General features: G+C 56.5%; 25 protein-coding genes. 6 read left to right on the plus strand and 19 right to left on the minus strand.

Going from position 1 to position 22314, the window contains the following annotated elements; genetic code table 11:
* Nucleotides 1-66: 66 nt before the first annotated feature.
* Nucleotides 67-984, minus strand: a complete 918-nt coding sequence (locus tag SIAM614_RS25000; RefSeq protein WP_006938861.1) for a LysR family transcriptional regulator — start codon at nt 982-984, stop codon at nt 67-69.
* A gap of 110 nt (nt 985-1094) precedes the next feature.
* Between SIAM614_RS25000 and SIAM614_RS25005 the strand changes: the two genes are divergently transcribed.
* Nucleotides 1095-1724: an FMN-dependent NADH-azoreductase gene (locus tag SIAM614_RS25005; protein ID WP_040441070.1), complete on the plus strand. Its 630-nt coding sequence runs from the start codon at nt 1095-1097 to the stop codon at nt 1722-1724.
* 438 nt (nt 1725-2162) lie between these two features.
* Here the strand turns inward: SIAM614_RS25005 and SIAM614_RS25010 are convergent, their stop codons facing one another.
* Complete coding sequence (locus SIAM614_RS25010; RefSeq protein WP_006938863.1) at nt 2163-3317, minus strand: ROK family transcriptional regulator; 1155 nt, start codon at nt 3315-3317, stop codon at nt 2163-2165.
* A 369-nt stretch (nt 3318-3686) separates the two neighbouring features.
* Here SIAM614_RS25010 and SIAM614_RS25015 point away from each other — a divergent pair, with 369 nt between their 5' ends.
* Nucleotides 3687-4490 (plus strand): substrate-binding periplasmic protein, encoded by an 804-nt coding sequence (locus SIAM614_RS25015; protein WP_006938864.1) that lies wholly within the window; start codon nt 3687-3689, stop codon nt 4488-4490.
* A 1041-nt stretch (nt 4491-5531) separates the two neighbouring features.
* On the opposite strand, the gene SIAM614_RS31475 is transcribed toward SIAM614_RS25015, so the two are convergent.
* From SIAM614_RS31475 to SIAM614_RS25060, 8 genes are all read right to left on the minus strand, one after another.
* Nucleotides 5532-5927, minus strand: coding sequence for a hypothetical protein (locus SIAM614_RS31475; RefSeq protein ID WP_006938866.1), 396 nt, complete (start codon nt 5925-5927; stop codon nt 5532-5534).
* A complete protein-coding gene (gene hflC, locus SIAM614_RS25025) occupies nt 5924-6958 on the minus strand; it encodes a protease modulator HflC (protein ID WP_006938867.1) in 1035 nt (344 codons plus the stop codon). Before hflC ends, SIAM614_RS31475 begins: the two co-directional genes overlap by 4 nt.
* A complete protein-coding gene (hflK, locus tag SIAM614_RS25030; protein WP_006938868.1) occupies nt 6955-8037 on the minus strand; it encodes an FtsH protease activity modulator HflK in 1083 nt (360 codons plus the stop codon). The genes hflC and hflK overlap by 4 nt, the downstream gene beginning before the upstream one ends.
* 356 nt (nt 8038-8393) lie before the next feature.
* Entirely contained in the window at nt 8394-8747 is a 354-nt protein-coding gene (locus tag SIAM614_RS25040) for a hypothetical protein (RefSeq protein ID WP_006938870.1), read from the minus strand.
* Complete coding sequence (locus SIAM614_RS25045; RefSeq protein WP_040441073.1) at nt 8744-9046, minus strand: hypothetical protein; 303 nt, start codon at nt 9044-9046, stop codon at nt 8744-8746. The genes SIAM614_RS25040 and SIAM614_RS25045 overlap by 4 nt, the downstream gene beginning before the upstream one ends.
* A 133-nt stretch (nt 9047-9179) precedes the next feature.
* Nucleotides 9180-9938, minus strand: a complete 759-nt coding sequence (locus SIAM614_RS25050) for a transglutaminase-like domain-containing protein (RefSeq protein ID WP_006938872.1) — start codon at nt 9936-9938, stop codon at nt 9180-9182.
* A gap of 306 nt (nt 9939-10244) precedes the next feature.
* Entirely contained in the window at nt 10245-10724 is a 480-nt protein-coding gene (locus SIAM614_RS25055; RefSeq protein ID WP_006938873.1) for a DUF992 domain-containing protein, read from the minus strand.
* A gap of 290 nt (nt 10725-11014) precedes the next feature.
* Nucleotides 11015-11749, minus strand: a complete 735-nt coding sequence (locus SIAM614_RS25060) for a Crp/Fnr family transcriptional regulator (protein ID WP_040441102.1) — start codon at nt 11747-11749, stop codon at nt 11015-11017.
* Between the two features lie 480 nt (nt 11750-12229).
* Here SIAM614_RS25060 and nhaA point away from each other — a divergent pair, with 480 nt between their 5' ends.
* A complete protein-coding gene (gene nhaA / locus SIAM614_RS25070; RefSeq protein ID WP_006938876.1) occupies nt 12230-13573 on the plus strand; it encodes a Na+/H+ antiporter NhaA in 1344 nt (447 codons plus the stop codon).
* A 299-nt stretch (nt 13574-13872) separates the two neighbouring features.
* Here nhaA and SIAM614_RS31480 read toward each other — a convergent pair whose 3' ends face one another.
* The 9 genes from SIAM614_RS31480 to fdxA form a co-directional block, all read right to left on the minus strand.
* A complete protein-coding gene (locus SIAM614_RS31480) occupies nt 13873-14037 on the minus strand; it encodes a DUF3309 family protein (RefSeq protein WP_006938877.1) in 165 nt (54 codons plus the stop codon).
* A 114-nt stretch (nt 14038-14151) separates the two neighbouring features.
* A complete protein-coding gene (locus tag SIAM614_RS32220; protein WP_157140079.1) occupies nt 14152-14295 on the minus strand; it encodes a hypothetical protein in 144 nt (47 codons plus the stop codon).
* Between the two features lie 69 nt (nt 14296-14364).
* Entirely contained in the window at nt 14365-14751 is a 387-nt protein-coding gene (locus tag SIAM614_RS25075; RefSeq protein ID WP_157140080.1) for a hypothetical protein, read from the minus strand.
* Nucleotides 14752-15361: 610 nt separating this feature from the next.
* Nucleotides 15362-16234 (minus strand): transglutaminase family protein, encoded by an 873-nt coding sequence (locus SIAM614_RS25080; protein WP_040441074.1) that lies wholly within the window; start codon nt 16232-16234, stop codon nt 15362-15364.
* Nucleotides 16235-16697: 463 nt separating this feature from the next.
* The gene (locus SIAM614_RS33385; RefSeq protein ID WP_006938881.1) at nt 16698-16829 is read right to left on the minus strand and encodes a hypothetical protein; all 132 of its coding nucleotides are present in this window, start codon (nt 16827-16829) and stop codon (nt 16698-16700) included.
* Between the two features lie 656 nt (nt 16830-17485).
* On the minus strand, nt 17486-17815 hold the full coding sequence (locus SIAM614_RS33590) for a putative sulfate exporter family transporter (protein WP_081455349.1): 330 nt from the start codon (nt 17813-17815) through the stop codon (nt 17486-17488).
* Nucleotides 17794-18507 carry a putative sulfate exporter family transporter gene (locus tag SIAM614_RS25085; RefSeq protein ID WP_006938884.1) on the minus strand — a complete coding sequence of 238 codons (714 nt, stop codon included), beginning with the start codon at nt 18505-18507 and terminating at the stop codon, nt 17794-17796. Before SIAM614_RS25085 ends, SIAM614_RS33590 begins: the two co-directional genes overlap by 22 nt.
* Complete coding sequence (locus SIAM614_RS25090) at nt 18504-19319, minus strand: ferredoxin--NADP reductase (RefSeq protein ID WP_040441076.1); 816 nt, start codon at nt 19317-19319, stop codon at nt 18504-18506. The genes SIAM614_RS25085 and SIAM614_RS25090 overlap by 4 nt, the downstream gene beginning before the upstream one ends.
* A gap of 77 nt (nt 19320-19396) precedes the next feature.
* Nucleotides 19397-19723, minus strand: a complete 327-nt coding sequence (fdxA, locus tag SIAM614_RS25095) for a ferredoxin FdxA (protein ID WP_006938890.1) — start codon at nt 19721-19723, stop codon at nt 19397-19399.
* A gap of 238 nt (nt 19724-19961) precedes the next feature.
* Between fdxA and SIAM614_RS25100 the strand changes: the two genes are divergently transcribed.
* The 3 genes from SIAM614_RS25100 to SIAM614_RS25110 all read left to right on the plus strand — a co-directional run bounded on the left by SIAM614_RS25100 (nt 19962) and on the right by SIAM614_RS25110 (nt 22307).
* Nucleotides 19962-20249, plus strand: a complete 288-nt coding sequence (locus SIAM614_RS25100) for a gamma-butyrobetaine hydroxylase-like domain-containing protein (protein ID WP_081455350.1) — start codon at nt 19962-19964, stop codon at nt 20247-20249.
* 66 nt (nt 20250-20315) lie between these two features.
* Nucleotides 20316-22052, plus strand: coding sequence for a fumarate reductase/succinate dehydrogenase flavoprotein subunit (locus SIAM614_RS25105; protein WP_040441078.1), 1737 nt, complete (start codon nt 20316-20318; stop codon nt 22050-22052).
* A gap of 21 nt (nt 22053-22073) precedes the next feature.
* Nucleotides 22074-22307, plus strand: a complete 234-nt coding sequence (locus SIAM614_RS25110; protein WP_006938896.1) for a 4Fe-4S dicluster domain-containing protein — start codon at nt 22074-22076, stop codon at nt 22305-22307.
* Nucleotides 22308-22314: the final 7 nt, after the last annotated feature.

Raw genomic sequence — 22314 nt, forward strand, 5'->3', positions numbered from 1 at the left:
CCACGGGAGGCGCCAACACGGCGCTACCCGTTTCGGGTCCGGTCAGGGCGGGCACGCGTATGTCTCTTAATCGCGCGAATAAGTCCAATCCGCCCAGTTGAGTTTCCCGGAGACATTCTCGACAAGAGCATCGATCAGAACTCTGACTTTCCTGGGCGTGTTCGCGCCTGGGGCGCGCAGCACGTAAAGACCGACTTCCGGTGTCGGGTAGTCAAGTAACAAGGGAACGAGGTCACCGCGTTCAACCGCTTCGTTGACGAGAAACAGGGGTGCGTGAGCAATTCCCAGCCCCGCAACCGCCCAGGCGACCGTTGTGTCCCCGTTGTCGGTGCGCAAACGTCCGGACGGGCGCACCGAGATCTTTCTGTTGCCGGACTGGAAGACCCAGTCCGGTGAAAGTGCGGCAGTGTAAATAAGGCAGTCATGCGCCGTCAGATCTTCGGGCGACTGTGGTGTTCCATTTCGCTCCAGATACGTCGGACTGGCAACGACAATCGAGCTTATCGGCGCGATCTTGCGCGCGATGTAGCTGGAGTCACGCAGGTGACCGATCCTGATCACGGCATCGAACCGTTCCCCAATCAAGTCGACTACCCGATCGGAAAAAGAGGCATCCACCTTGAGACGGGGATAACGGCATGCCAACGACGCGAGCACGGGTCCCAGGTGTCTGGTGCCGAATGCAAGCGGCACCGAGAGGCGCAGCTCTCCGACAATTTCGTTCGAATGCTCTGAAATTGCTTCCAGTGTCTCCTCATACTCGAGAAGGATACGCTCGCTTCTCGATTTGAACTCCAGGCCAGCCTCCGTAGGGGCGATGCCGCGTGTCGTTCGATCCAGGAGCCGCGTACCGAGCAGGTCTTCGATCCGCGCAATTTTCCGGCTGACGACGGATTTGGAGATGTTAAGCCGTGTGGCGGCGGCACTCAGGCTGCCACAATCGACAACTTCGACGAAGCATCTCATGTCATCCAGATCAATCATGCGTTCCTCTCAGGGCAACAATCTGGTGCGGAAAATGACGGTTCCAGAAAACGCCGCCAGGAACCAAGTTGCGTCTGATTTTTCTTCATGAAAATAAGGACGTACATTCAATGTCTAAAGTTCTCGTACTCACGAGCAGTGTGCTCGGCGATGCTTCCGTGTCCAACCAGCTTACCTCTCACCTGGTCAATCAATTGCGTCTCAAGGACGGCAACGCCAAGGTCATAACGCGCGATCTGGCAAGCAATCCTGTACCGCATCTGACACAGGAGTCCACGATTGCCTTGCGCGCAGCCGAAACAGAAAACGAAGCGCAGGCGACTGCGCAAGCGCTCTCCGACGAACTGATTGCCGAACTGAAGGCGGCTGATCTGATCGTCATGGGCGCGCCCATGTATAATTTCGGCATTCCGTCCACCTTGAAGGCCTGGTTCGATTACGTGCTGCGCGCTGGAGTAACCTTCTCCTACAGCGAATCCGGTCCGGAAGGGCTGCTGAAGGGCAAGCGCGCCATCGTCGTGCTGACACGCGGAGGCCTTTACAGCGAAGGACCGGCGCAGCTCATGGACGCTCAGGAACCGCATCTGCGCACCTTGCTGGGCTTCATCGGCATCACGGACGTTACCTTCGTTCGGGCAGAGAAACTTGCCTTCGGTGCGGAAGTCCAGGAACAGGCAATCGCTTCTGCCAAGAAGGAAGTCAACGACCTGGTCGAAGGACTGTACATGGCGGCCGCCTGACAGGCGTAAAGCCGGTTTTGACGGCCAAACTGGCAAATTCTTGAAGCTGCGGTCCCGCTCTCCTGCGTTTGTCAGGAGGGCGGGTTTTCCATAAGGTCCGCACTTCTGATCGCGGCATTCAAGCCGATCACAGCACCATCAATCGCTCAACAGAACTCAGACCCCTGGACTGCGCCAGGTTTGCCGGAGGCCGTTTGGTATACGTTACGGGACACACACCATTTGGTCTTGTAGCCATCCTTTCTGCAGGCACAGCTGAAGTATTGCCCGGCTTCAGAGACCGGTTTGTGATTTTGTGAAGTTGTCATTGGTTGACGGCATACAAAGCTGGCGTGCCGCAATGGAGGGGCAGAAAACCAAAGGATCTTAATGTCATTCTCGCCTGTTCACCGGCGAGAAGTCCTCCCATTGATCGTGGTAGCTATTTCCTGGCTAACCCTAGAAAACCATTCGCTTGAACGGAACAGCCGCGGCCCCGATTGCCGCAGCATCGCCTTTGACTTCGCTCACAATGAGTTTGGCCGGCGGATGAGGAACGCCATAACGGGGTATTTCGAATGACACGGTTCTTTCAATCAACATTCTTGCAAGTGCCGGGGGAACTTGACCACCGAAGACAATAGCCTGTGGGCCAAACACTGCCCAGATGGCATTGATCAACCGATTGTACACCGGTGTGATGTCATCCAGCCATTCCTTGACGCCTGGCCAATCGGCTCTGAAATTCCGTTGTAAATAGTCAACTGTCGGAACCTTGATTCCGTTCATCTCAAGTCGCTTCATGAGGTACTGCAGCGCAGGACGTTTATCGATTTCAGTGGGATCGAGGATACAGGCAAACTCGCCTGCATTTCCGTTGCCGCCCAGCAGCAATTCGCCGTTGCTTATCAAGCCGCCGCCAAAGCCATAGCCGATAAAGAGATAGGCAAAATTCTGGATGTACCGGCCGACGCCGAACATAGCCTCGCCAGCTGCAGCCGTTTGTCCCGAGATATGAACCCAGACAGGTTTGCCGAGCGCATCCGACATTAGGGGACCTAATTCGATCAGCGACCATTCATGTAACGGCAGGGGGCCGCTGAAGCGGGTTCCACCAACATTGTAGCCCATGAAGCCAACACCGATGCCGATATTGGCTTCCTCGGTCAGCGCGTGTTGGCTGCGCAATTTGACAATGACTTCCCTCACCTTTGAAAGGGCTGTCGCCATCGTCTTTCCGGCAAGACCGATGGAGTCCTGCGCAATCAGCTCTCCGGCAAAGCTCATGAAGTAGATGTAGATGGTATCTGCGTGGACCGATATTCCGCAGGAATAGGCATAATTGCCGTTGAGATGCAGGGTGGGGCTCGGCTGCCCGCGTCCCTGCCCGGGTATCGGAGCGCCTAGTTTTACCATGCCCCTGTCCACGAGGGTATCGACAATCCGGTAGATCGACTGTTGTGTCAGGTCGAGATGATCGTTGAGGGCCGAGCGCTGCATGCCCGGATAGAGCCGGAGCAGCCGCAGGATGTTCCGTTCATTCTGCGACACGACCGAATTTTCTCCCTTGCGAAGGAAGCGGCTCGAAATCAGAGAATCTGGCGAATAATCCATTGGTCCGACTTCTAGGGCAATTATCACATTCCCGGCGTAATAACCGGAGATCTTGCTAAGTGAACTAGCATGATTGTTGGGTGTTATCCATTCAAAAACAAGCCTTTATTTGAAAGTTTGCTCCCCGATTAAAAATCGGGTTCCGGAACGGAAGATTTTTTGTTACACTCTTTGTGTAGAAAAGAGGGGCTTAGGCCTCCACTTCAGCAGCAGTCCTCGCGACAACGCAGAAAAATAAAAAGAACGGCGGACCCATCGACTTCGCAATCCTGCTGGAGCAATGCCAGGCACCGGTCCCCACACCGGAAAGCAATAACAAAGCCAAGGCTGCTCCAGCGGATCTTTCGTCTCTGCCGAGGTTTTACCGAGATGATCACGAGACGCTTCTTTCTCTCAGCATGCATTGCCGGCCTGCCGACCATGAAGGTGGTTCCAGCAATGGCAAAAGCAGGCCAGCCGGCGGTGCTGAACAGCGCTCTTCAGATAGACGCGCCGCCTTATGCGTATCTCGACAAGAACGTCATGGCGATGCGGGGTGTCCTCATCGATTTGTTGAATATTTTGGACGGCCCTTGCATCGGGTCCTTCCTCCACCGCGGTTATCCATGGGCGCGTGCGCAAAGCATGGTGGCGGCGGGTGCTGCGGATGTATTTTGCTGTCAGGTTACGGACGAACGTCATTCATATGCGTATTTTGCACCAACCCCGATTGCTGTTTATGCCTCACGGCGCCTTTTTTTCAGTAAGGACAACCCGAATGCCGGCGCAATCCCCATGGCGCGTTCGATCGAAGACCTCTACGAATTTACGACCGTCGACCTGATCGGCGACAGCCGGGCAGACGAGATCTGGCGCAGCCATCCCAACCGGACACTGGTAGCGGAAACAGAGTCTGTCATTTCAATGCTGCGAGCCAGACATGCGGATTTCGCATTAGCTGACCCTCTGACCATACAGTTCAAAATGAGAGAACTCGGGTATCAGGACACTCTTTCGAGTGCTTCCGGGAGCCATATTTGTGGCCTGCGCCCGGAAGGGATCCATTTCGGATTGCGTAAGACTTTTCCTGATGCTCAAGCCCTGGTCGAAAAGGTCGACGAAAAAATCAGGACCACGCTGAGCTCCAATCTGCGCCAACAAGTCATGGCAAGGTATGTCACGAAAATCACGTAGAAAGTCTAGCTGAGTGCGAAACGCGCTTACCTTTACCGGTACCGGCGGAACGTCACACAACATCGCCGGAGTTTGTGAAGCAACAGTAGAGACAAGATCTGCAGCCACTCGTGTCACCGCCGCAAGCGAACAGTCTTCGAGGCAGTCGCAGCCGCTTCTGACTTCAGTTCTCAAGTTTTTGGCGAGCGTTAAGGTAGCTGGAGAGCGTTTGGTCGAATTTTCGCAAAGAGGCATCATCGCTGGCGGTGCTTTGCGGGTCTTCCTTTTGTACGAATTTGCGTCAGGAATGTCTGCTTTCGGAAAGATCTATGGATGCGTGGCCGTCTGACTTGGAAGCGCATTACTGACTAGCCGGTTATGCCAAGACCCGCCCATCAGGTCCCGGGGGCCGTCAGCGGACTGGCAGATGTTGGTTGTCGACTGACGAAACTTGCCATTCGCCTAGGTGTGCCTTCCAAAAAGGTTGTTCACTCGCATTGAAGATCTGAGACTGGTTGGAGACCAAACACAATCAGTTTCGATCGATGTGATTCATGCGACTATCTCAAGCATTTCCTCGAATGCTTGGTCACCCTGTTCAAGCTCGCACCCGTCGCGATTTCCGAAAGAACCAGACACAACGCGCTTCTAATCACGAAAACGTTTGACCTTGGATATGGGTTCGCACGTCGCAACGCAGAAAGCCCAGACTCTCGCAAGTTTCAATGGCACGTGAATGACGACATAGGAGGCTGACAAATGTCAGAAATCAAGTTGACCAAAGTTGCAGTGCGGCCCGGTGACCAGCTTCTTTATTTAAGTTCGCGTGAACACTGCGGCAGGCAAGGTTGAATTGCCTTTCGCCATCAGGGAACGGGGATCTGACGCCTCGAGCGAAACGAAGGTCCTTCACTCTTTGCTCGCTATTGCAGAAGAATCTGAGGGATCACTTAGTCTTCATCTCGGAGCAAAGTCGTAAAGGATCTCCTTAGAAAGCGGCCATCACCATGACGGAACGGTGAACGAGAAGCTTGATCACACTGGCAGTAACAAGAGGCCAAATCAGAAGTATTTGGTCAGTCGGGCCCACCAGGCAGCCAAGAACCGTGCCTTCAAGTTCTTTGGGCGTGCCGCCCGCCGTGTGGAATTGCCGGTATTTGTATTTGTCATTTGATCCAGCGCGTCTTTCGCGTTCATGTCGTCCATCAGGTTGCCGCCAATTGTCGCCGGAATGCCGGAGAAGACGTGGTAAATCGTCCAGGAGCCGTCTGGTTCGACACGCTTGCCATACTCACTGTGCATGGAATCCTGCGCGGGTGCTCCTCCCTCGTCGTCCCAATTTTCGAGCGCGCGGTTCATGAAATTGAACGGATCTGGAGAAGGGACCGAAATGGGTGCAGGTTCGCGCTGTTTCCAGTTGGGTAGTCCCGCCAGATCGGTCGAAAACGACTTGGTCATTGTCCGCTATCCGTCAGGTCACTGACCAAATCGCCGCCGCTATCCGGCTGGCGGCGATCCTGTTTCCCAACCTGAGCCTGCATCCCCTTCAGGAACTTGAAAAGGTCACTGTCTGTCGACAGGACGAGGGTTGTTCCCGAGGAAATCATGTCCTTGTAAGCCTGCATTGTCCGGGTAAACTCGTAGAATTCCGCAGCCCGGGGCGTCGTGTTATACGCCTGCGCGTAGATGTCCGCAGCGGACGCATCTGCCACGCCGCGAATTTCCTCGACGGCACGATAGGCTTCGGATTGGATCTTGTTCAGATCGCGCACCCTGTTGCCGCGAATACGTGCAGCCTCGCCGTTGCCCTCCGAGAGAAAGCGTTCGGCTATCTGGCGGCGCTCCGAAACCATCCGGTCGTAGATCTTCGGCCGGACACTTTCATTGTAGTTGATACGCTTGAAGCGGATGTCGAGCAGTGCAATCCCGAAGACCTCGACTTTTTGTGCGGCGGCCTGGAAGATTTCCTGCTCCACGAGGGCGCGGCCCTTCTGGATGGGAACAAGTGACCCGATATCCTGCGCAAGTTCCTCATCGGTCAGGAGCGTGTCCCGCAAGGGCGTACGTCCTTTCGTGGTTCGGATAATCTCGATCAGTTCGTGCTTTGCCACCGCGTTGCGCGTCTCGCTACCGAGAATATCGTCGAGCCGGGACTGGGCGCTGCGTTCGTCGCGTAGCCGAAGAAAATACTGCAAGGGGTCAGTGATCTTCCAGCGGGCGAACAGATCGACCGAGATGTAAAGCTTGTCCTTCGTCGGCATGTCGGAAGGATTGCCATCCCATTCCAGAACCCGACTGTCGATGCGGTTGACTTCCTGAACGAAGGGAAGTTTCAGCTTGAGCCCTGCCGTGGTAATGGGCTCGCCAACGGGTTTACCGAACTGGGTGATGATCGCCTGTTCGATTTCACTGACCGTGTAAACGGCGGTAGAAGCCGTGACCAGTGCGATGGCCGCGATTCCGGCCAGAAGTCCCCATATGATCTTCATTGGCTGGTTTCCTTTTGGCGATCGAGATTGAGAAGTGGCAAGATACTGCTGGTGGATCCATCGACGATGATCTTCGACTGGATGCCGGGCAAGACATCCTGAAGGGTCTCGATATAGATCCGCCGCTGTGTCACATCGGGTGCTTTGAGATATTCCGCCAGCAGCGCAGTGAAGCGTGCCGCGTCACCTTCGGCCTCATTGATCCGTTTCAGCCGGTAGCCGTCTGCTTCACGGATACGCTGATCCTTTTCGCCTTCAGCAAGTGGAATGATTTTGTTGTACTCCCGGCGCGCCTCGTTGATGAGTCGTTCCTTTTCCTGCTGTGCCTGGTTGACTTCGTTGAAGGATTCCTGGACGGGTTCGGGCGGGTTGATGTTCTTGAGTTGCACCTGGTCGATGCTGATGCCCATGGCATATTTCGTGGCCAGAGCCTGCATCTTCAAAAGCGCCTCGCTTTCGATCTCCTGCCGGCCGATTGTTATGACTTCGTCGACGGTGCGGTCACCAACGACCTCACGCATCACGGATTCCGAGACATAGCGGAGGGTGGCGGCGGGCTCACGCACCTCGAACAGAAACTTGACCGGGTTTGAGATACGGTACTGAACGACCCATTCGACCAGCGCCGCATTCAGGTCGCCGGTGACCATCTCGGTCTCGCGCCGCCCGTCGGTGGGACTTTGATAGGGGTCGTTCCCGCCGGGCGTTGCAAAGCCGAATTCCTGCTTCAATTGACGCTTAACCGGGACAATCGTTGCTGTGTCGATCCCGAGCGGGAACTTGAAATGCAGCCCCGGCGGAACCTCGGCGACGAACTTGCCGAAACGTTGAATGACCGCAACGGAGTCACTGGGCACGGTGTAATAGGAAGACCAGAGACCGTAAGCGGCCAATCCAAGAGCGACGGCGATCAGAAGGCCGCGGCCCGGAGGAGAACCGCCCGGAAGAATGCCACTGAGGTGCCGGCGGCCCTGCCTAAGAAAGGCGTCGATATCCGCTGAGCGATCGTTCGGCCCCTGTCCCCAGGGTCCGGAATTGTCCGGACCAGTGCTTTGGGAAATCATGTTGTTGCCTTTCATGAGACGCTTTTGCAAGCGGAACGGTCTGGTTGGTTTTTCGAAAAATAAGCCCACACCCTAGGGTCTGGTCCGGGCCTCTGCCTCACGGCGGTGTTTCATGACCCGGCATGGCGCGCGTGCTTCCGGCCTGTACTACGTGAAGCTTTTCCGCTTCTCCAACACCGACATACCTTCGTTTTCGGCAGCCTGAATTGCGATCTGATCTGTTTGGTGTTTCGTCTGTCTCCGACAGAAGAACGCCTGCAGTGTCAAAGGCCCGGGCTTATGTATATCTGCGGCTTCGATATCGCCGCCTGCAACGGCCGGAAAGATCCGTTTAGGCATCAAGGTCGCTCCGGGCTTGCGGAGAAACAGCTTCAGGATTTGTCGAGTTTGAGTTCAGCCAGACAAGCTTCTGCAAGATCCCGGTCAGCGGTTTCCGAGCCGGGAAGTGTCGCCCAACCGGTCTCCATAAGAGCACCTCTGCGCTGATAGGCTGAGGTCTCGCGAATTGTGGCCAGCTTGTTCGCCCGCAGGGTGTCAGTCCGGGACTTTTCAACGCAGACCAGTACCAGCGCCGCGATAACGTTGTTGTGCGACAGCTTGTTCGCCATCTTGTCCGCTTTTCCGCCTGTTACCCAGCCGCCCCAGGAAAAGCCAACGGTGGTAGCGGTCACTGCGCCGATCACAACGCCCAGGATGACAGGCTTCAGCCAAATGGGAGTGTTCATTTCAGGTCCTCCTGCGGAGTGATTGCCACCTTGCAGTTTTGTCTGTCATCGCCGGCGGCCCGGTCTCGCCTGAGCGCGGCTTCGAGATCGTTTCCGGAGATTTCCCGCATCTCGGTCCTCCCCTTGCCGTCAACGATCAGATACGTCGCCGACTTTCGGTATCCGAGAAAATTCATATCCTGAAGAAGTTCTTCTTCGACAACGATTTCGTAGTCTCCGGCAGGCAAGACACCCGAATGCTCCCTCAAAGAGAAGGGTTGCAAGAACTTCACCGTCGATCTGGTAGATCGGGTGTTCATGGGAATGTCTGCCGTTTTTCGTTGTTTAAGCTTCAATCAAGCTCCCTGAATCATCTTGGTCGATGAATTCATACGGAGGCGAGATTGTTTCAAAGACTTTAGATCGATCCAGCCGGTTGTGTGCTGATCGAAGTTAGTCTCGATCCGAAATCGCGGTCCAAACTTCGAAATTTCTTAAAGTATTTTCGCCAAATGTCTGTGTTAGCGGAACATCGGCTGCATCCCGCCCGCGGCCAATCAGAAATCGTGCGATGCGGCGCTGGTTGTTGCGCGGATCAAAGATCCACCATCGGTTTGCCAGGAAAACTTCCATCCAGGCTGCGAAATCACCCGGGAGATGTGGTTCCGGCTCACCAATATCACTCAGGTATCCCGTGCAATAGCGAGCCGGTATGTTCATGCATCGGCAGAAGGCGATCGCCAGATGAGTAAAGTCGCGGCAAACGCCCCGCCCTTCAGCCAACGTTTCGGAGGCCGTTCGTGTCGCTCTTGCATGCTCATAACCAAAGGTCACATGCTGATGCACGTAGTCGCAAATCGCTTGAACCCTGTTCCAGCCGGCAGCGCTTCCTTCAAACAATCGCCAAGCCTCCTCCGACAGAAGGTCGGTGTCGCAGTAGCGGCTCCCCACCAGATACATGAGGGTGCCAGACGGCAAGTCTTGGACGGCATGCTGATAGGCAGTAGGGAAAACCGGATCTTTCCTGCCATGGTCGAAGAAAGTACCGTTTGTAATCATTGTAAAGGCGCCGGCTGGCGCTGTCAGCCTGATGCACCAGTTCCCGAAAGTATCCCGGAAACTCTCCAGAGGTACGCAAGGGGAAGTGGTCAAATAGTCAAGGCGCTCGATTTCACCAAAATGAACATTGTGCACGTTGAGCATTGCGAGCATCGGTGTGTGGTTTGAAAATTCGAAATCGAGACGGCAGCCCAAACTGATCCGGAGCGGGTCTTTTCTGGCCAATCCGGAGCTCGCCAGACAGACTTTTGAGGGCCGTTCTTGTTTCATAGTAGCGAGCTCTTGATCGAAGCCTTCATCGCAGGAGTGTGTTTTCGTTGCTGCCCGTTTTTCGCAAAGGCACAATCGAAACCAAGCTCCACGATGCTATTTCTGCCGGGGCAGGCTCAACACCGGGTCGAGATTGTTCGATTGTGCAGCTGCCGCATACCGTGGTCCACATGACCGCAACACTGAAGCTTATTGCGCGGCCTCAAGGTTGAGCGTTGAAATACCAAGAGCAATATTCAAGCCGGATTGGCCTTCGACGCTGAAGGGTTGCAATCCGATATTCTTTTGTTGCCCTCCCACGAGAGCGTTGGCACCGAGGCCGATTCCGAGGGATACTCCGGTCGAAACACCTGCATAGGACCCGGCAAGAGAGAATTTGCCGATCTCACTTCCGGCAGGCGTGAATACGACCCATTTGATGTAGGATTTTCCGGTTATGCCTACATCCAGGCCGATCTTGCTGATCGAACCGGAATAGGTCTCGGAGCTGTCATCTTGACCGGTAAAGGTGCACTGGAGTTTCTTGCTTGAACCAACAATAAGTCCCATTCCACCTTCAACTTCACATTCCAACACACCCAGCCTGGTTCCATTTACCTCGGCAAATGCCGGGAGCCCGATCGTGGCGGCTGCTACCGCTGCCGCCGCGAGGGTGAAAATGGCTCTCATTGTTTTTTTCCTTCCTGTTAGAACGCCTTGGCTCAACAGTTTGCTTCTCCCGGCGCTTCGGGTTCTTTGCTCCGAAAATATTTCACCATCTTGGGAGCAAGACTCGAGGATCGAAGCGACTCTACTCAAGACCAATGGATCTCGTGCTGATTGAGGTTAGCTTGTCGGGATCTTCCGCTCGAATGCGGCTTTGGACAATCCGGAAGTGGCATCCTTGAGGCGTTGCTGATCAACATGCCGGTCTTGATGGATTCCGCCGGATCTGACGGTTTCATCGCCAGTTTAGAGATCTATCTCAACAGCGGACCAGTCTGATCAAGATAGGCCGGATCAAACCCCGCAAGCTCACTCAGGCGTTCATGGTCGTCGAATGTAACCCAGCCGTCCCGGAACGTAACCAGGCCCCTTTCCCTCAGCTGCCTGAGGACACGATTAACGTGCACAGCACTCAGTCCCAGCGCATCGGCCAGATGATATTGGGTCAGAGGGCAAGCGTAACCAGTCCTGCTTCCCAGTCCGACCAGCATGAGCCGGGCCCCAAGCTCCAACATGAAATGCGCCATGCGCGCGAGCGATGTGCGTCGTCCAATGCCCACCAGATGCTCAACGACCATCGCTTCGTCACGCGACGCTGCCCAAAGGACGGCTGTTGCCAAGCGAGGACTCGTCGCGAACGCTTCGAGAAGTTCCTCCGCCTGCACCTCCGCGGCCTGAATTTGCGTGATCGGCTCGAAACTGTGGTCCGAAGTGCGAAGCAGAACACTGCGCAACCCTAGAAAATCGCCAGGGATCTGAAAGTCGACGATCTGGCGCGTCCCGTCAGGCTGAATCTTGTAGGAACACACCCAGCCTGACGCCAAAATATAGGCCGCCTGTTTCGACTGCCCCTGTTCCACGAGGTCTTGTCCTGCGACGAATGTTCTGCGGCACTGATACAAGCGCTCGAGAACGGCAAGTTCATTCGCGGACAGAGCAACGAATGTAGAGAGTTTGCGTGTAAGTGGGCTGATGTCGACGGTGTTCAAAAAAAGGCCTCCAGTGCCGAGGAAAAATAACTCATATCCACGGCGCAAGGACTGCTTTCGATCAGTGCAGCATAACACGATCTCTGCGAGGCTGATGATAATCAACAGGTTCGCAATCGATGGGGACCTCGTCCCCACGGGAAGGAACGCCGGCGATGCCCAACCCAAAAGACTATTCAGGAATAGCGGCCCTCTCAATTTGTGAGGCTCTCCTGCTTGCCATGAATGATCACGCTATTCTCCCCGAACATGAAATCATAGGTGTGCTTCGCGACGCTGCAGCGTCACATGAGAATGCCGTTTTTCCTGAAGCAGACTTGGAAATGCACCGCGGTGTCGCCGGACTGATCAATCGGATTATCGCTGGCGGGAACTCGGTTCGCAGGTCCTGACCTGATCCGGGCCTGCGGGCGGCCAAGCCAGCCTCAACACATGGATGTGCGAAGAGGCATCAATTCTCCGGCGAGGACAGGAATTGACATGACCGGTTCAAAAGGCGCTAGCCTTCCTCAGGAGATTGCCGACCGGTTCACGAAGATATTCGCACGGTTTCTGAAAATCGAGGCAGCGGCAAGCGGACTGTTGCTCCTTGCTTTGCTGCTCGCCCTTTCCCTGGCCAATTCGCCCTGGGCTCTGTCTTTCGAGGCCATTTGGGAAACACCGATCGGTCTCCATTTCGGATCGCTGGATTTCACCCGTTCGTTGCGGCACTGGATCAACGATGGACTGATGACGTTCTTCTTCTTTGTGATTTCTCTCGAGCTCAAACGAGAAATTGTTCTCGGAGAATTGAGGATCCCAAGGCGGGCTGCGTTACCATTTGCTGCTGCGCTCGGGGGGATGATCGTGCCGGTCTCGATCTATTTGGTGTTGATCGCCGGGAATCCGGGGATACGCGGATGGGGAACCGTCATGGCCACCGATACGGCATTCGCTATCGGGTGCCTCGCACTCTTCGGGCGGCGCATACCACCTTCTCTCCGGCTCTTTTTGTTGTCATTGGCTATATTTGACGATGTCGGCGCTATTCTTGTTGTGGCTGTGTTTTACGGTGAGGCGTTTAACTGGACTGCTTTAGGGGCAGCGGTACTGGGATTTGGTCTGGTGGCCAGCATTGCCCGCCTCGGAATTAGAAGCATGCCCATATATTTTTTGGCGGGCGGCGCAATCTGGTTGTGCGTCGACGCCTCCGGCCTTCATGCAACCATTGCCGGAGTTCTTCTCGGCTTAATGACACCGACACAAAATTGGGTGAGCGATACACGCCTGCGGGCAATTCTCGAGCAGGTGCTTACCTATCCAGGAGGAGAACATTGGAGCGGAGACACTCCGGATCGGCATGACCTTCGTGAGGCCGGCCGGGCGGTTTCAGAGACCCTTTCTCCGGTCGAGAGGCTCGAAATAGTGCTGCATCCATGGGTGGGATTTGCCGTTATGCCGGTCTTCGCCCTGGCGAATGCCGGGATCTCGATCGACATGGCCTACTTTGGTCAGCAAATCTCTTTGGCGATTGTCGCAGGTTTGGTGCTGGGCAAGCCTCTTGGCGTTCTCGGTTTCAGCTGGGCGGCTGTTCGCTTGGGCTTTGCGGTGAGACACCCTGATCTGTCATGGCCGTTTTTGACTGCAGGCGCATTTCTCGCCGGTATCGGCTTCACAATGTCGCTGTTCATCGCGAACCTGGCATTTGATCAGGAGCTACTAGGGGCCGCAAAGCTCGGAATTCTTATGGGATCCGCAGTCTCAGCGATTATAGGTCTACTTGCGCTCTTGTGGCTGGTGACGCGCTCTGACTTCCGCCGAAGCGGGAAAGCCGGGGAAGTGTGAAAATATACAACGCCAACAAAACCTTTTGGGCCGGCTGACTGAACTCAATCAGGCACTATTGGGTCTGGTTTTCTGCCGGCAGGGTCCACACCCTGCCCGAGACGCTCTTCCGCTGACGAGATCGTCAGGGACTTCTTGAGTCTGATTGTCGCCGAGGGTTCTGGGGCGACGAGGAACCACAGTTTCTGACTGCGAACATGGAGGTCGCGGCCGGCCGTCTAAATAGGCAAGCCCTCAGGAACAGCTCCGGTGAGAGTTAAGGGGCACTGAAAGTGACATCCCCCTGACGGTAAGCCGTTTCAGATACGGCCAAGCAGTACCAGCACGATGACGACGATCAGCACAGCACCAAGCACACCGACCCCGGCGTGGCCGAAGCCAAAACCATAGCCGCCGACACGGCCGCTGAATCCGCCCAGCAGAATAATGACAAGCAGAATAATGAGGATCAAGCCGAGTGACATGATGGTTTCTCCTGAAAGATGGACTATCGCTTCTCGCGATAAGTCCTGTTGATCTGAACCTCGGCGACTGGACGGCTCAATGGTCTTCGCAACGCTCCGGCGGCGTCATTTTGCTCATTTGCCTTCGATGGAAATGCCGTTCTGGCCGATCTCGATATCGATCCCGCGCTGGCGTTCGTTGTAGTAAAGGTAGCTTGCGCCAACCGCCACGACGACGAGCACTCCGACAAGGATCAGAAGAAGGTTCCGGTTGATCATCATGTCCCTCAATGAATGCCGATGTTCAGAAGACCGTGGAGGCTGGGTGAAGAGGCAGCCAGTCCCCTTCTAATTTCCATGGGCTTGCAAGCCGGCATAGGCCAGCAGCAGGCCGATGCCGACCAGCCAATAGATGGATATTGCGGTCGGTCGGGGCGTGGGAACGTCCTTGCCGACGCGCGGAAGACAAGCGATCAGCCGCGAGACGGCCATGTCTAGTGCCGGACCGAACAACGGTACATCGGTGAAGCGGCCCAGGAGCGCCTCCAGTCTTTGCCGCGCAACTACCTCCTTCAAATGAGTCAGCGTCGCCGCCTCAACCCAGGGATCGACGCCAAGCCGGGCGAGCATCGAAAGCACGGTGACACTGGTTCCGCGAACATCGTCGCCGACAGTGGCTTGTAGAAAAAGGTCGTATTGCGGGTCTTGTCTCAGTCTGTTCGGTACGTATGCCATTTGAGGATCCTTGCGGGCACCGTCCGTTTCGGCAGAAATCGCCGGGGACTTTGCTCCGATTGAACCGAAGTAGGTCAGGCCTGTTTCTTCGGTGTCATTCACCTTAACGGAAAGCAGGCAATACGGCACTGACCCAGATCAGTGGTTGAAGGGATAAAAGCCTTTGGCAAAAGCCCGCTCCATCGGTTCCCTCGAGGCCGACCACCGGATCGCTAATCACCTGGCCCTGCTGTCCAGTTAAGTTCGCCTCAAAGGGATCGATCCTGATTATGGTCAGCGACAACGGGCCAGGTCTTGGGAGTGCCGGCAACGGCAAGACCGACGGAGGTTTGGGAACACGGCTGGTAAAGGCGCTGTCGGCTCAAATCGGAAGCTCGATCGAGTATTCATCCAGCCAAAAGGGGGGACTGCAAGATTGACCTTGGCGAGTGTCGGCTCCGTGTTCAGCCAGTCGGACGTGTTACGCCCAAGCTTCAGCCGGAACGGCTAGAACTGGAGTGGATCTGGCGTGGTTTGGATTGAGTCAGCCCAGGTTGCGAAATCTGCGGTGCTCCATTCGGTGTTTCCAGATGCCGCGGCGTCCGATTGGTGCACGGGCAGCATTTCAGCTTTATTCATCAAGCACTGTGTGATGCACCTCGACTGACATTTCTGCCAGAGCGTTCCCAGGCCCCGCAAAGCTGCCTGCAACCGGGACGACCTGATGAATCCCCCGGGCGACGGCAACGGGGATCAGATTTTTCGATCCGACACTTTGGTTCGTGGGATCGAAAGCGACCCAGCCCGCACCTGGTACAAAGACTTCCGCCCAAGCATGGGTGGTGCCCGTACCTTCTTGACCCACGAGACGCTTTTCAGGATCGAACAGGTAGCCGGAGACGATACGGGCTCCGAAACCAAGGCTTCGCACAGCCTCCGCAAACAGGACCGCAATGTCGCGACATGACCCTGATCCGCGCGATAGAGTGTCCATCGGCGTCTGTGTTCCCTCCATTTCGCGACTAAGATAGGCAATGCAGGTCGAGACGCCGATCGCGATGTCCCTCAACAGGGACAATGTATCGGTTGGACGTCCAAGAACAAAACCCTCGGCCCATCTGGATAGTTGGCCGTCAAGGTCGGGGTATTGAGGTGTTGAAAGCGCTCCTAGATCGATCATGTCGTCATCAGAATAGAAAAACGGGTAATTGATGGCCTCGGCAGCAATGGTGAATACCGGCCAGGCCGACGCGGTGAGCTCAACTGTTGCCCGGCTTTCGACAAGCAATTGTTCGGTCGGTTCGCTGAATCGGGCAGTCGCGACGGCGTTGCCCGCGACGTCATGAGCCCAGGTGATTTCAGCCTCTGGCGTCACCGTCAAGTCATGTGAAATGAGCCGCAGGTCGCGCGCTTCACGCGGCCTCAGCATCATCCGATGAGGTCCTAGCAAGACCGGCACCAGATAACGGTATGCCGTTACGTGATATGTGCTCAGCATTGTCATGAGAGTCTCTCTGATATTTGGCGCAAGAGGGGCGCGCAACGCAGAGGGCTGAGACCAGGCACCAGATCGTGAGAGGTGCCGTCAAGCGGTAGAAGCACCGGCAGCCCTGCCAGAGTGTGGACCACGCGAAATTCACACAAGGCACCCGCTACTCTCATAGGCATTGAGAAGCCTGGCCAATCCGCCGGGATGTTGGTTTCGACGCGAAGACTGTCGCCTTCGCTGGCTGTGCCGAGGATCCCCTCGATCGCTTGCCAGGTGCATCCAGGCAGCTGTTGGTGTGAGCCACGTAGGCCCAGACCAGACCGAAGACCCGCGGATAGCCCCAAGACGCGCCATCTGCGAACTATGGTCGCGCTCGGTAGTGGCTGGGCTGCAGGCATGATCGGGTGACCGGTTGCAAGTTGAACACTGCAGTCCATCCGCGTAGCCGACAAGGCGATTGCCCTGTCACAAATCCGGCTCAGGCTTTTTTTGCCTTCGGTACCGTCTCGATGGTCAATCCCTTACTGAAAGAAGGAGCCGGGACAGGTTTGGTCTTTTTCTGTTTCGGCTTTCTGTCTTCTTTGCCGCGGCGGCTTTTACCCTTTGCCATTTCATTCTCCTATGCTGTCATCGAATCCATAAACATTCGCGCCCTTGAGATTCGCTGTATTAGCTTCTTTGACGGGTATGGGCGTATTTGATGAACGACCCATGGGACTTCCTCAGGGTAACTGGAACGCTGGGTTGAGTTCAGTCCCCGTCAGTAATTGTCTGCAATGATAAGAAATGTCTTCCTGGCCTCCACATGATGCCGGATTAGCGGAAACATCCATGCTTGTAGCTAATTCACAACATAGCTGCTGTGGTGGCGGCGCATGCTGATGTGGGTTAGGATGTGACCCATAAATGAAGATGAAACTTTTGACCGCGCGTTCAGGCCGAGATCGATGAAAATCACCCCGGTTTCTGGCTCACCGAATGCAGCGGCTGCAGGTGGCTAACCACACCGGTGAAGATGCGATCGACCGATCGGACCGGCAACCCACGCCATCTCTGAAACCGCCTCGTTCAGAAAGTCTATGTCAATCAACGACAGATAGGACACGACTTATCGCCGAATGGCAGATGCGCCGTGAAAGCCCCCCGATGATTGCCTGCTGAAGTCAATCTCAATCGCTCGTTTGCCACGCTGCAAATGTCCGGTTTTGGGGCCTGCTCACGAGACGCTGTATGGCTGAATTGGCGGTGCATCTGGTCTCAACAACGCTAGGCAAGCGACCGGGCCAAAAGGAAACTGAAGACGGACAGAACGGCGAGACACGAGGTAATGCCGAGTACAAGTCTTGGTCCGACCGTCAGCATCCGACGCAGGTCAACGCTGAGGCCGAGACCACACATGGCAACAACAAACAAGGTCCGCGAAAGATCTGAAGTCAGCGAGCTGACGCTTAAGGGAACCAATCCCAGATTGTTCGCCAGGGCGGCCGTCAGGAATGCGGGAATGAACCAGGGGAATACCTTTGCAAACGCCAGGCGCGGCTTGCCCGCGATGCGGGCCGCAGTCTCATGGTTCCTTAAAAGCAGCGGGGCAAGCAGACCGCAGGCATGAGCATCAGCACGCGCACGAGCTTTACCGCCGTGCCCATATGGGCGCTTGCCATGCTGACCGGGGCGGTCGCGGCAACAACTTGCGGGACCGCGTAGACTGTAAGCCCGGCAAAGGTGCCGAACTGAACGGCGTTAAGGCCGAACGCCGGCTCGAGAAGCGGGAGAAAAACGACGACCAGAACGCCGAGGATCGAACTGAAGGTAATCGCCGCCACAACGTCCTCGTTACAGGCCCGCACAGCCGGAGCGACTGCGGCAATCGCGGCGTTGCCGCAGATCGAGTTGCCGCAGGCCACCAGCACCGCGAGGTGCTCCGGAAGACCTATCGCCCTGCAGATCGTGAAACTCAAGATCACCATGACGGTGACGAAGCCAAGAATGCAGCCGACAAAGACGAGGCTGTTGCCTGAAAAGACACTGAAATCGAGTGAGAAACCCAGCAGGAAAACCGCAATCTCAAGGATGGTGACCGCAGCAAACCGGATGCCGCCCGACCAGAACGCCGGCAGATCGAAAGACGACCTCACGCCGATGCCGAGAACGATCGCGCAGGTGAAAAGCTCGAAATACCGCTGCCCCGTAAGCCTGTTCCCTGCAACGCTCACCCCGTAGGCAAGACCGCCGAGGGCAAGGCAGAGGAAAAAACCGGGCAGGACGCGGAAAAGCGCTTCCCGGTTCATCCGGCGAAGGCCCGTTCGATGACGAATTCCGCGGGACGATTATTTGCCCCCTCCGTCAGACCGGCTCTTTCCAGCAGCGCTTTCGTATCCTTGAGCATGGCCGCGGAGCCACAGATCATGGCCCGGTCGTTCGCCGGGTCGAGCGGTGGGACGCCGAGATCTTTAAATAGCTTGCCGGTGTCGATCAGGTCGGTAATGCGCCCCTTGAAGGGATAGGGCTCGCGAGTGACGGAGTTGTAGAGCTTCAGTTTCGAGCTATCGAAGAACTCCTTCAGCATCTCATCCTGCTTGACCGCGTCGACCAGGTCCTGGCCATATTTGAGCTCCGCCACTTCCCGGCAGGAATGCGTCAGGATCAGCTCATCGAATTTCTCGTAGGTTTCCGGATCCCGGATCACGCTGGCGAAAGGCGCAATGCCCGTGCCGGTGGAGAACATGTAGAGCCGGCGCCCGGCCACCAGTGCGTCGTTGACGAGCGTTCCCGTTGGCTTCTTGCGCATCAGGATCGCATCGCCCGGCTGGATTTTCTGCAGATGCGCCGTCAACGGCCCATCCGGCACCTTGATGGAAAAGAACTCCATGTCCTCCGCCCAGGACGGACTGGCGATCGAATAGGCCCGGAAAACGGGTTTGCCCTCGATCATCAGCCCGATCACGACGAACTCGCCCGAGCGGAACCGGAACCCGGCGGGACGGGTCATGTGAAAATGGAACAGCCGGTCGGTGTAATGGGTGACCTTGGTGACGGTTTCGACGAAGGTGCCTGCAGGTGCACAGGCCTCCAGCTCCTCGGGACGGGTCATGACATTCATGGAAAGCTCTCTCGGTTGGGTCGGGTTCGCGGCTCGGTGCCGTTTTGGCGGGCGGGCGCACCCGCCTTTGGGCGCCTTCAGGCGGCCTTTTCGCTCAGTTGCTCAAGCTTGCCTTCAACGCCATTCCAGTCTTCGGCATCTGGCATGGCATCGATCTTTTCTGTGATGACCGGCCAGAGCGCGGCGTATTTGGCATTGAGATCGATCCATTTCTGCGCTTCGGGATCGGTGTCGGCCAGGATGGCCTCGGCGGGGCATTCCGGTTCGCAGACGCCGCAATCGATGCATTCATCCGGATTGATGACGAGCATGTTCTCGCCCTCATAGAAGCAATCGACCGGACAGACTTCGACACAGTCGGTGTATTTGCACCGGATGCAGTTTTCAGTGACGACAAAGGTCATTGGCCCCTCCGTTGTGATGAACTTTCGCCGTTATTGCGGTCCTTTTCCGAATTGTCGGTCAATTAGTTGCTATTGGCGTTTCCAGGCGTGTGGTCAGCTGCTTCCACCAAAGGCAAGGAGCTGAAACCCGTGATCCCGACCCCATCGGAACCAACTGCCCCCCTTCCCTCGCCCGACCGGCTGAGAAACTGTGAAGGCCGGAGGAAATCCGGTGACCGAAAAGCGCAGACTGAGCTGACTGGCCGGACGGACAGGTGCTTTCTTCACCGCGCCGTTTTTGCGGGACAACAGCCAGTCGGCGCGCAGCAAGAAACTGAAACTCTCGGGCCTTGCCGTACCGGCTGCCGCGGACGTGACGATCAGCGCGCTCCGCCCAATCGGGGCATACGCGATCAACATCGTCTTTTCCGACGGGTATGACCGCGCGATCTATCCCTGGGCCTATCTGCAAGACCTCGCCCAATCGGCGCTGTCCGCCCGGAAAAACAGCCCTCTGACACCAAATGATTTTCTGAAGGGCAATTAGTTGACCGACCGGCCGGAGCAGCCGGCCCTAGTGTGAATGAAATTGCTGGAGAGAGTGGAGACAGGCATGGATGACCTTCGTGCAGGATTGAATGAAGTGGATTGCGACCTGCTGGTGATCGGCGGCGGCACGGCCGGACCGATGGCGGCCTACAGGGCGCGGAAGAAGAACCCGAATGCCAAGGTCATCTTGCTGGAAAAGGCCAACGTGAAACGGTCCGGCGCCATTTCCATGGGCATGGACGGGCTTAACAATGCCGTCATTCCCGGGCATTCGACGCCCGAGCAGTACACCAAGGAAATCACCATCGCCAATGATGGCATCGTCGACCAGGCGGCCGTCTACAAATATGCCCAGAACTGCTACGGCATCATCGAGGAGCTCGACCAGTTCGGCATCCGGTTCCAGAAGGATGAGAACGGCGAATACGACGTCAAGAAGGTTCACCACATGGGAACCTACGTCTTGCCGATGCCCAATGGCGACACCGTCAAGAAGGCGCTATACCGCCAGTTGCGCCGGGCACGCGTACTGATTTCCAACCGCTACATGGCCACGCGCCTCCTGACGGGAAAGAGCGGCCGCGCTGCAGGCGCCATCGCCGTCAACACCCGCACAGGCGAGTTCCTGGTGATCAAGGCCAAGGCCGTGATCATGTGCATGGGCGCGGCCGGCCGACTCGGCCTGCCGACATCAGGTTATCTGTATGGCACCTACGAGAATCCGACGAATTCCGGCGAAGGCTATTCCATGGCCTATCACGCCGGCGCCAAGCTCGCCAATCTGGAGTGTTTCCAGATCAATCCGTTGATCAAGGATTACAACGGTCCCGCGTGCGCCTATGTGGCGGGTCCCTTCGGGGGCTACACGGCCAACTCGAAGAACGAGAGATTTATCGAATGCGACTACTGGTCCGGCCAGATGATGCAGGAGTTCTACAACGAACTGCAGTCTGGCAAGGGACCGGTGTTCCTCAAGCTCAACCACCTGCACAAGGATACCGCCGATCACATCGAGCACATCCTGCACACGGTTGAGCGGCCGAGCCGCGGCCGCTTCCACGAGCAGCGCGGTACGAAATACTCCGAGCAGATGATCGAGATGCACATTTCGGAAATCGGCTTCTGCTCAGGGCACTCGGCCTCCGGGGTTTATGTCGACGAGTTCGCCCGCACCACCGTGCCAGGCCTCTATGCCGCCGGAGACATGGCGAGCGTCCCGCACAACTACATGCTGGGCGCGTTCACAAACGGTGCGATCGCGGGCGAACACGCTATCGAGTTCGCAGACGACGTCGATTTCGACGATTTCGACGACGCTGCGACCTCCCTCGAACAGGAGCGTGTTCTGGCACCGACAAGGCGCGACGACGGCATTCCGCCGAACCAGATCGAATACAAGATACGCCGTCTGGTGAACGACTACCTGCAACCGCCAAAAGTGACGGCTAAATACGAGCTGTGCCAGGCACGCCTCGCCGAAGTGCGCCACGACATGGAAACCCAGATGATGGCTCGGGACGCGCATGAACTGATGCGCTCCATGGAGGTCGCCAGCATCCTGGATTGCGCCGACATGGCGGCCTTCGCCTCGCTATACCGCACCGAAAGCCGCTGGGGCCTCTATCACTGGCGCTCCGACTATCCTGGGTCGAATGACGTGGACTGGAAGTGCCATGTGCTGCTCTCTCAGGAGAACGGTGTCATGACCTGCGAGAAGAAGGACGTCGCGCCCTACATCATCCCGATCGGCGAGGACGAAAAGGACGCCTACTACAAGCAGCGCATCACCGCGCAGGCCTGACCCGGACATACGGAGACAAAGATGCCCATCGCAAATACACCGACGACCGTTCCTGTTGTGGTCGACGAAGACAAATGCATTGCCGACAAGGGCTGCACGGTCTGTGTCGACGTCTGTCCGCTGGACGTTCTGCGCATCAGCGACCTGACCGGCAAAGCCTACATGAAATACGACGAGTGCTGGTATTGCATGCCCTGCGAGGCGGACTGTCCGACCAACGCGGTGACCGTCAACATTCCGTATCTTCTGCGCTGAGGAGGGC

This window comes from Roseibium aggregatum IAM 12614 (genome assembly GCF_000168975.1).
GTDB lineage: Bacteria > Pseudomonadota > Alphaproteobacteria > Rhizobiales > Stappiaceae > Roseibium > Roseibium aggregatum.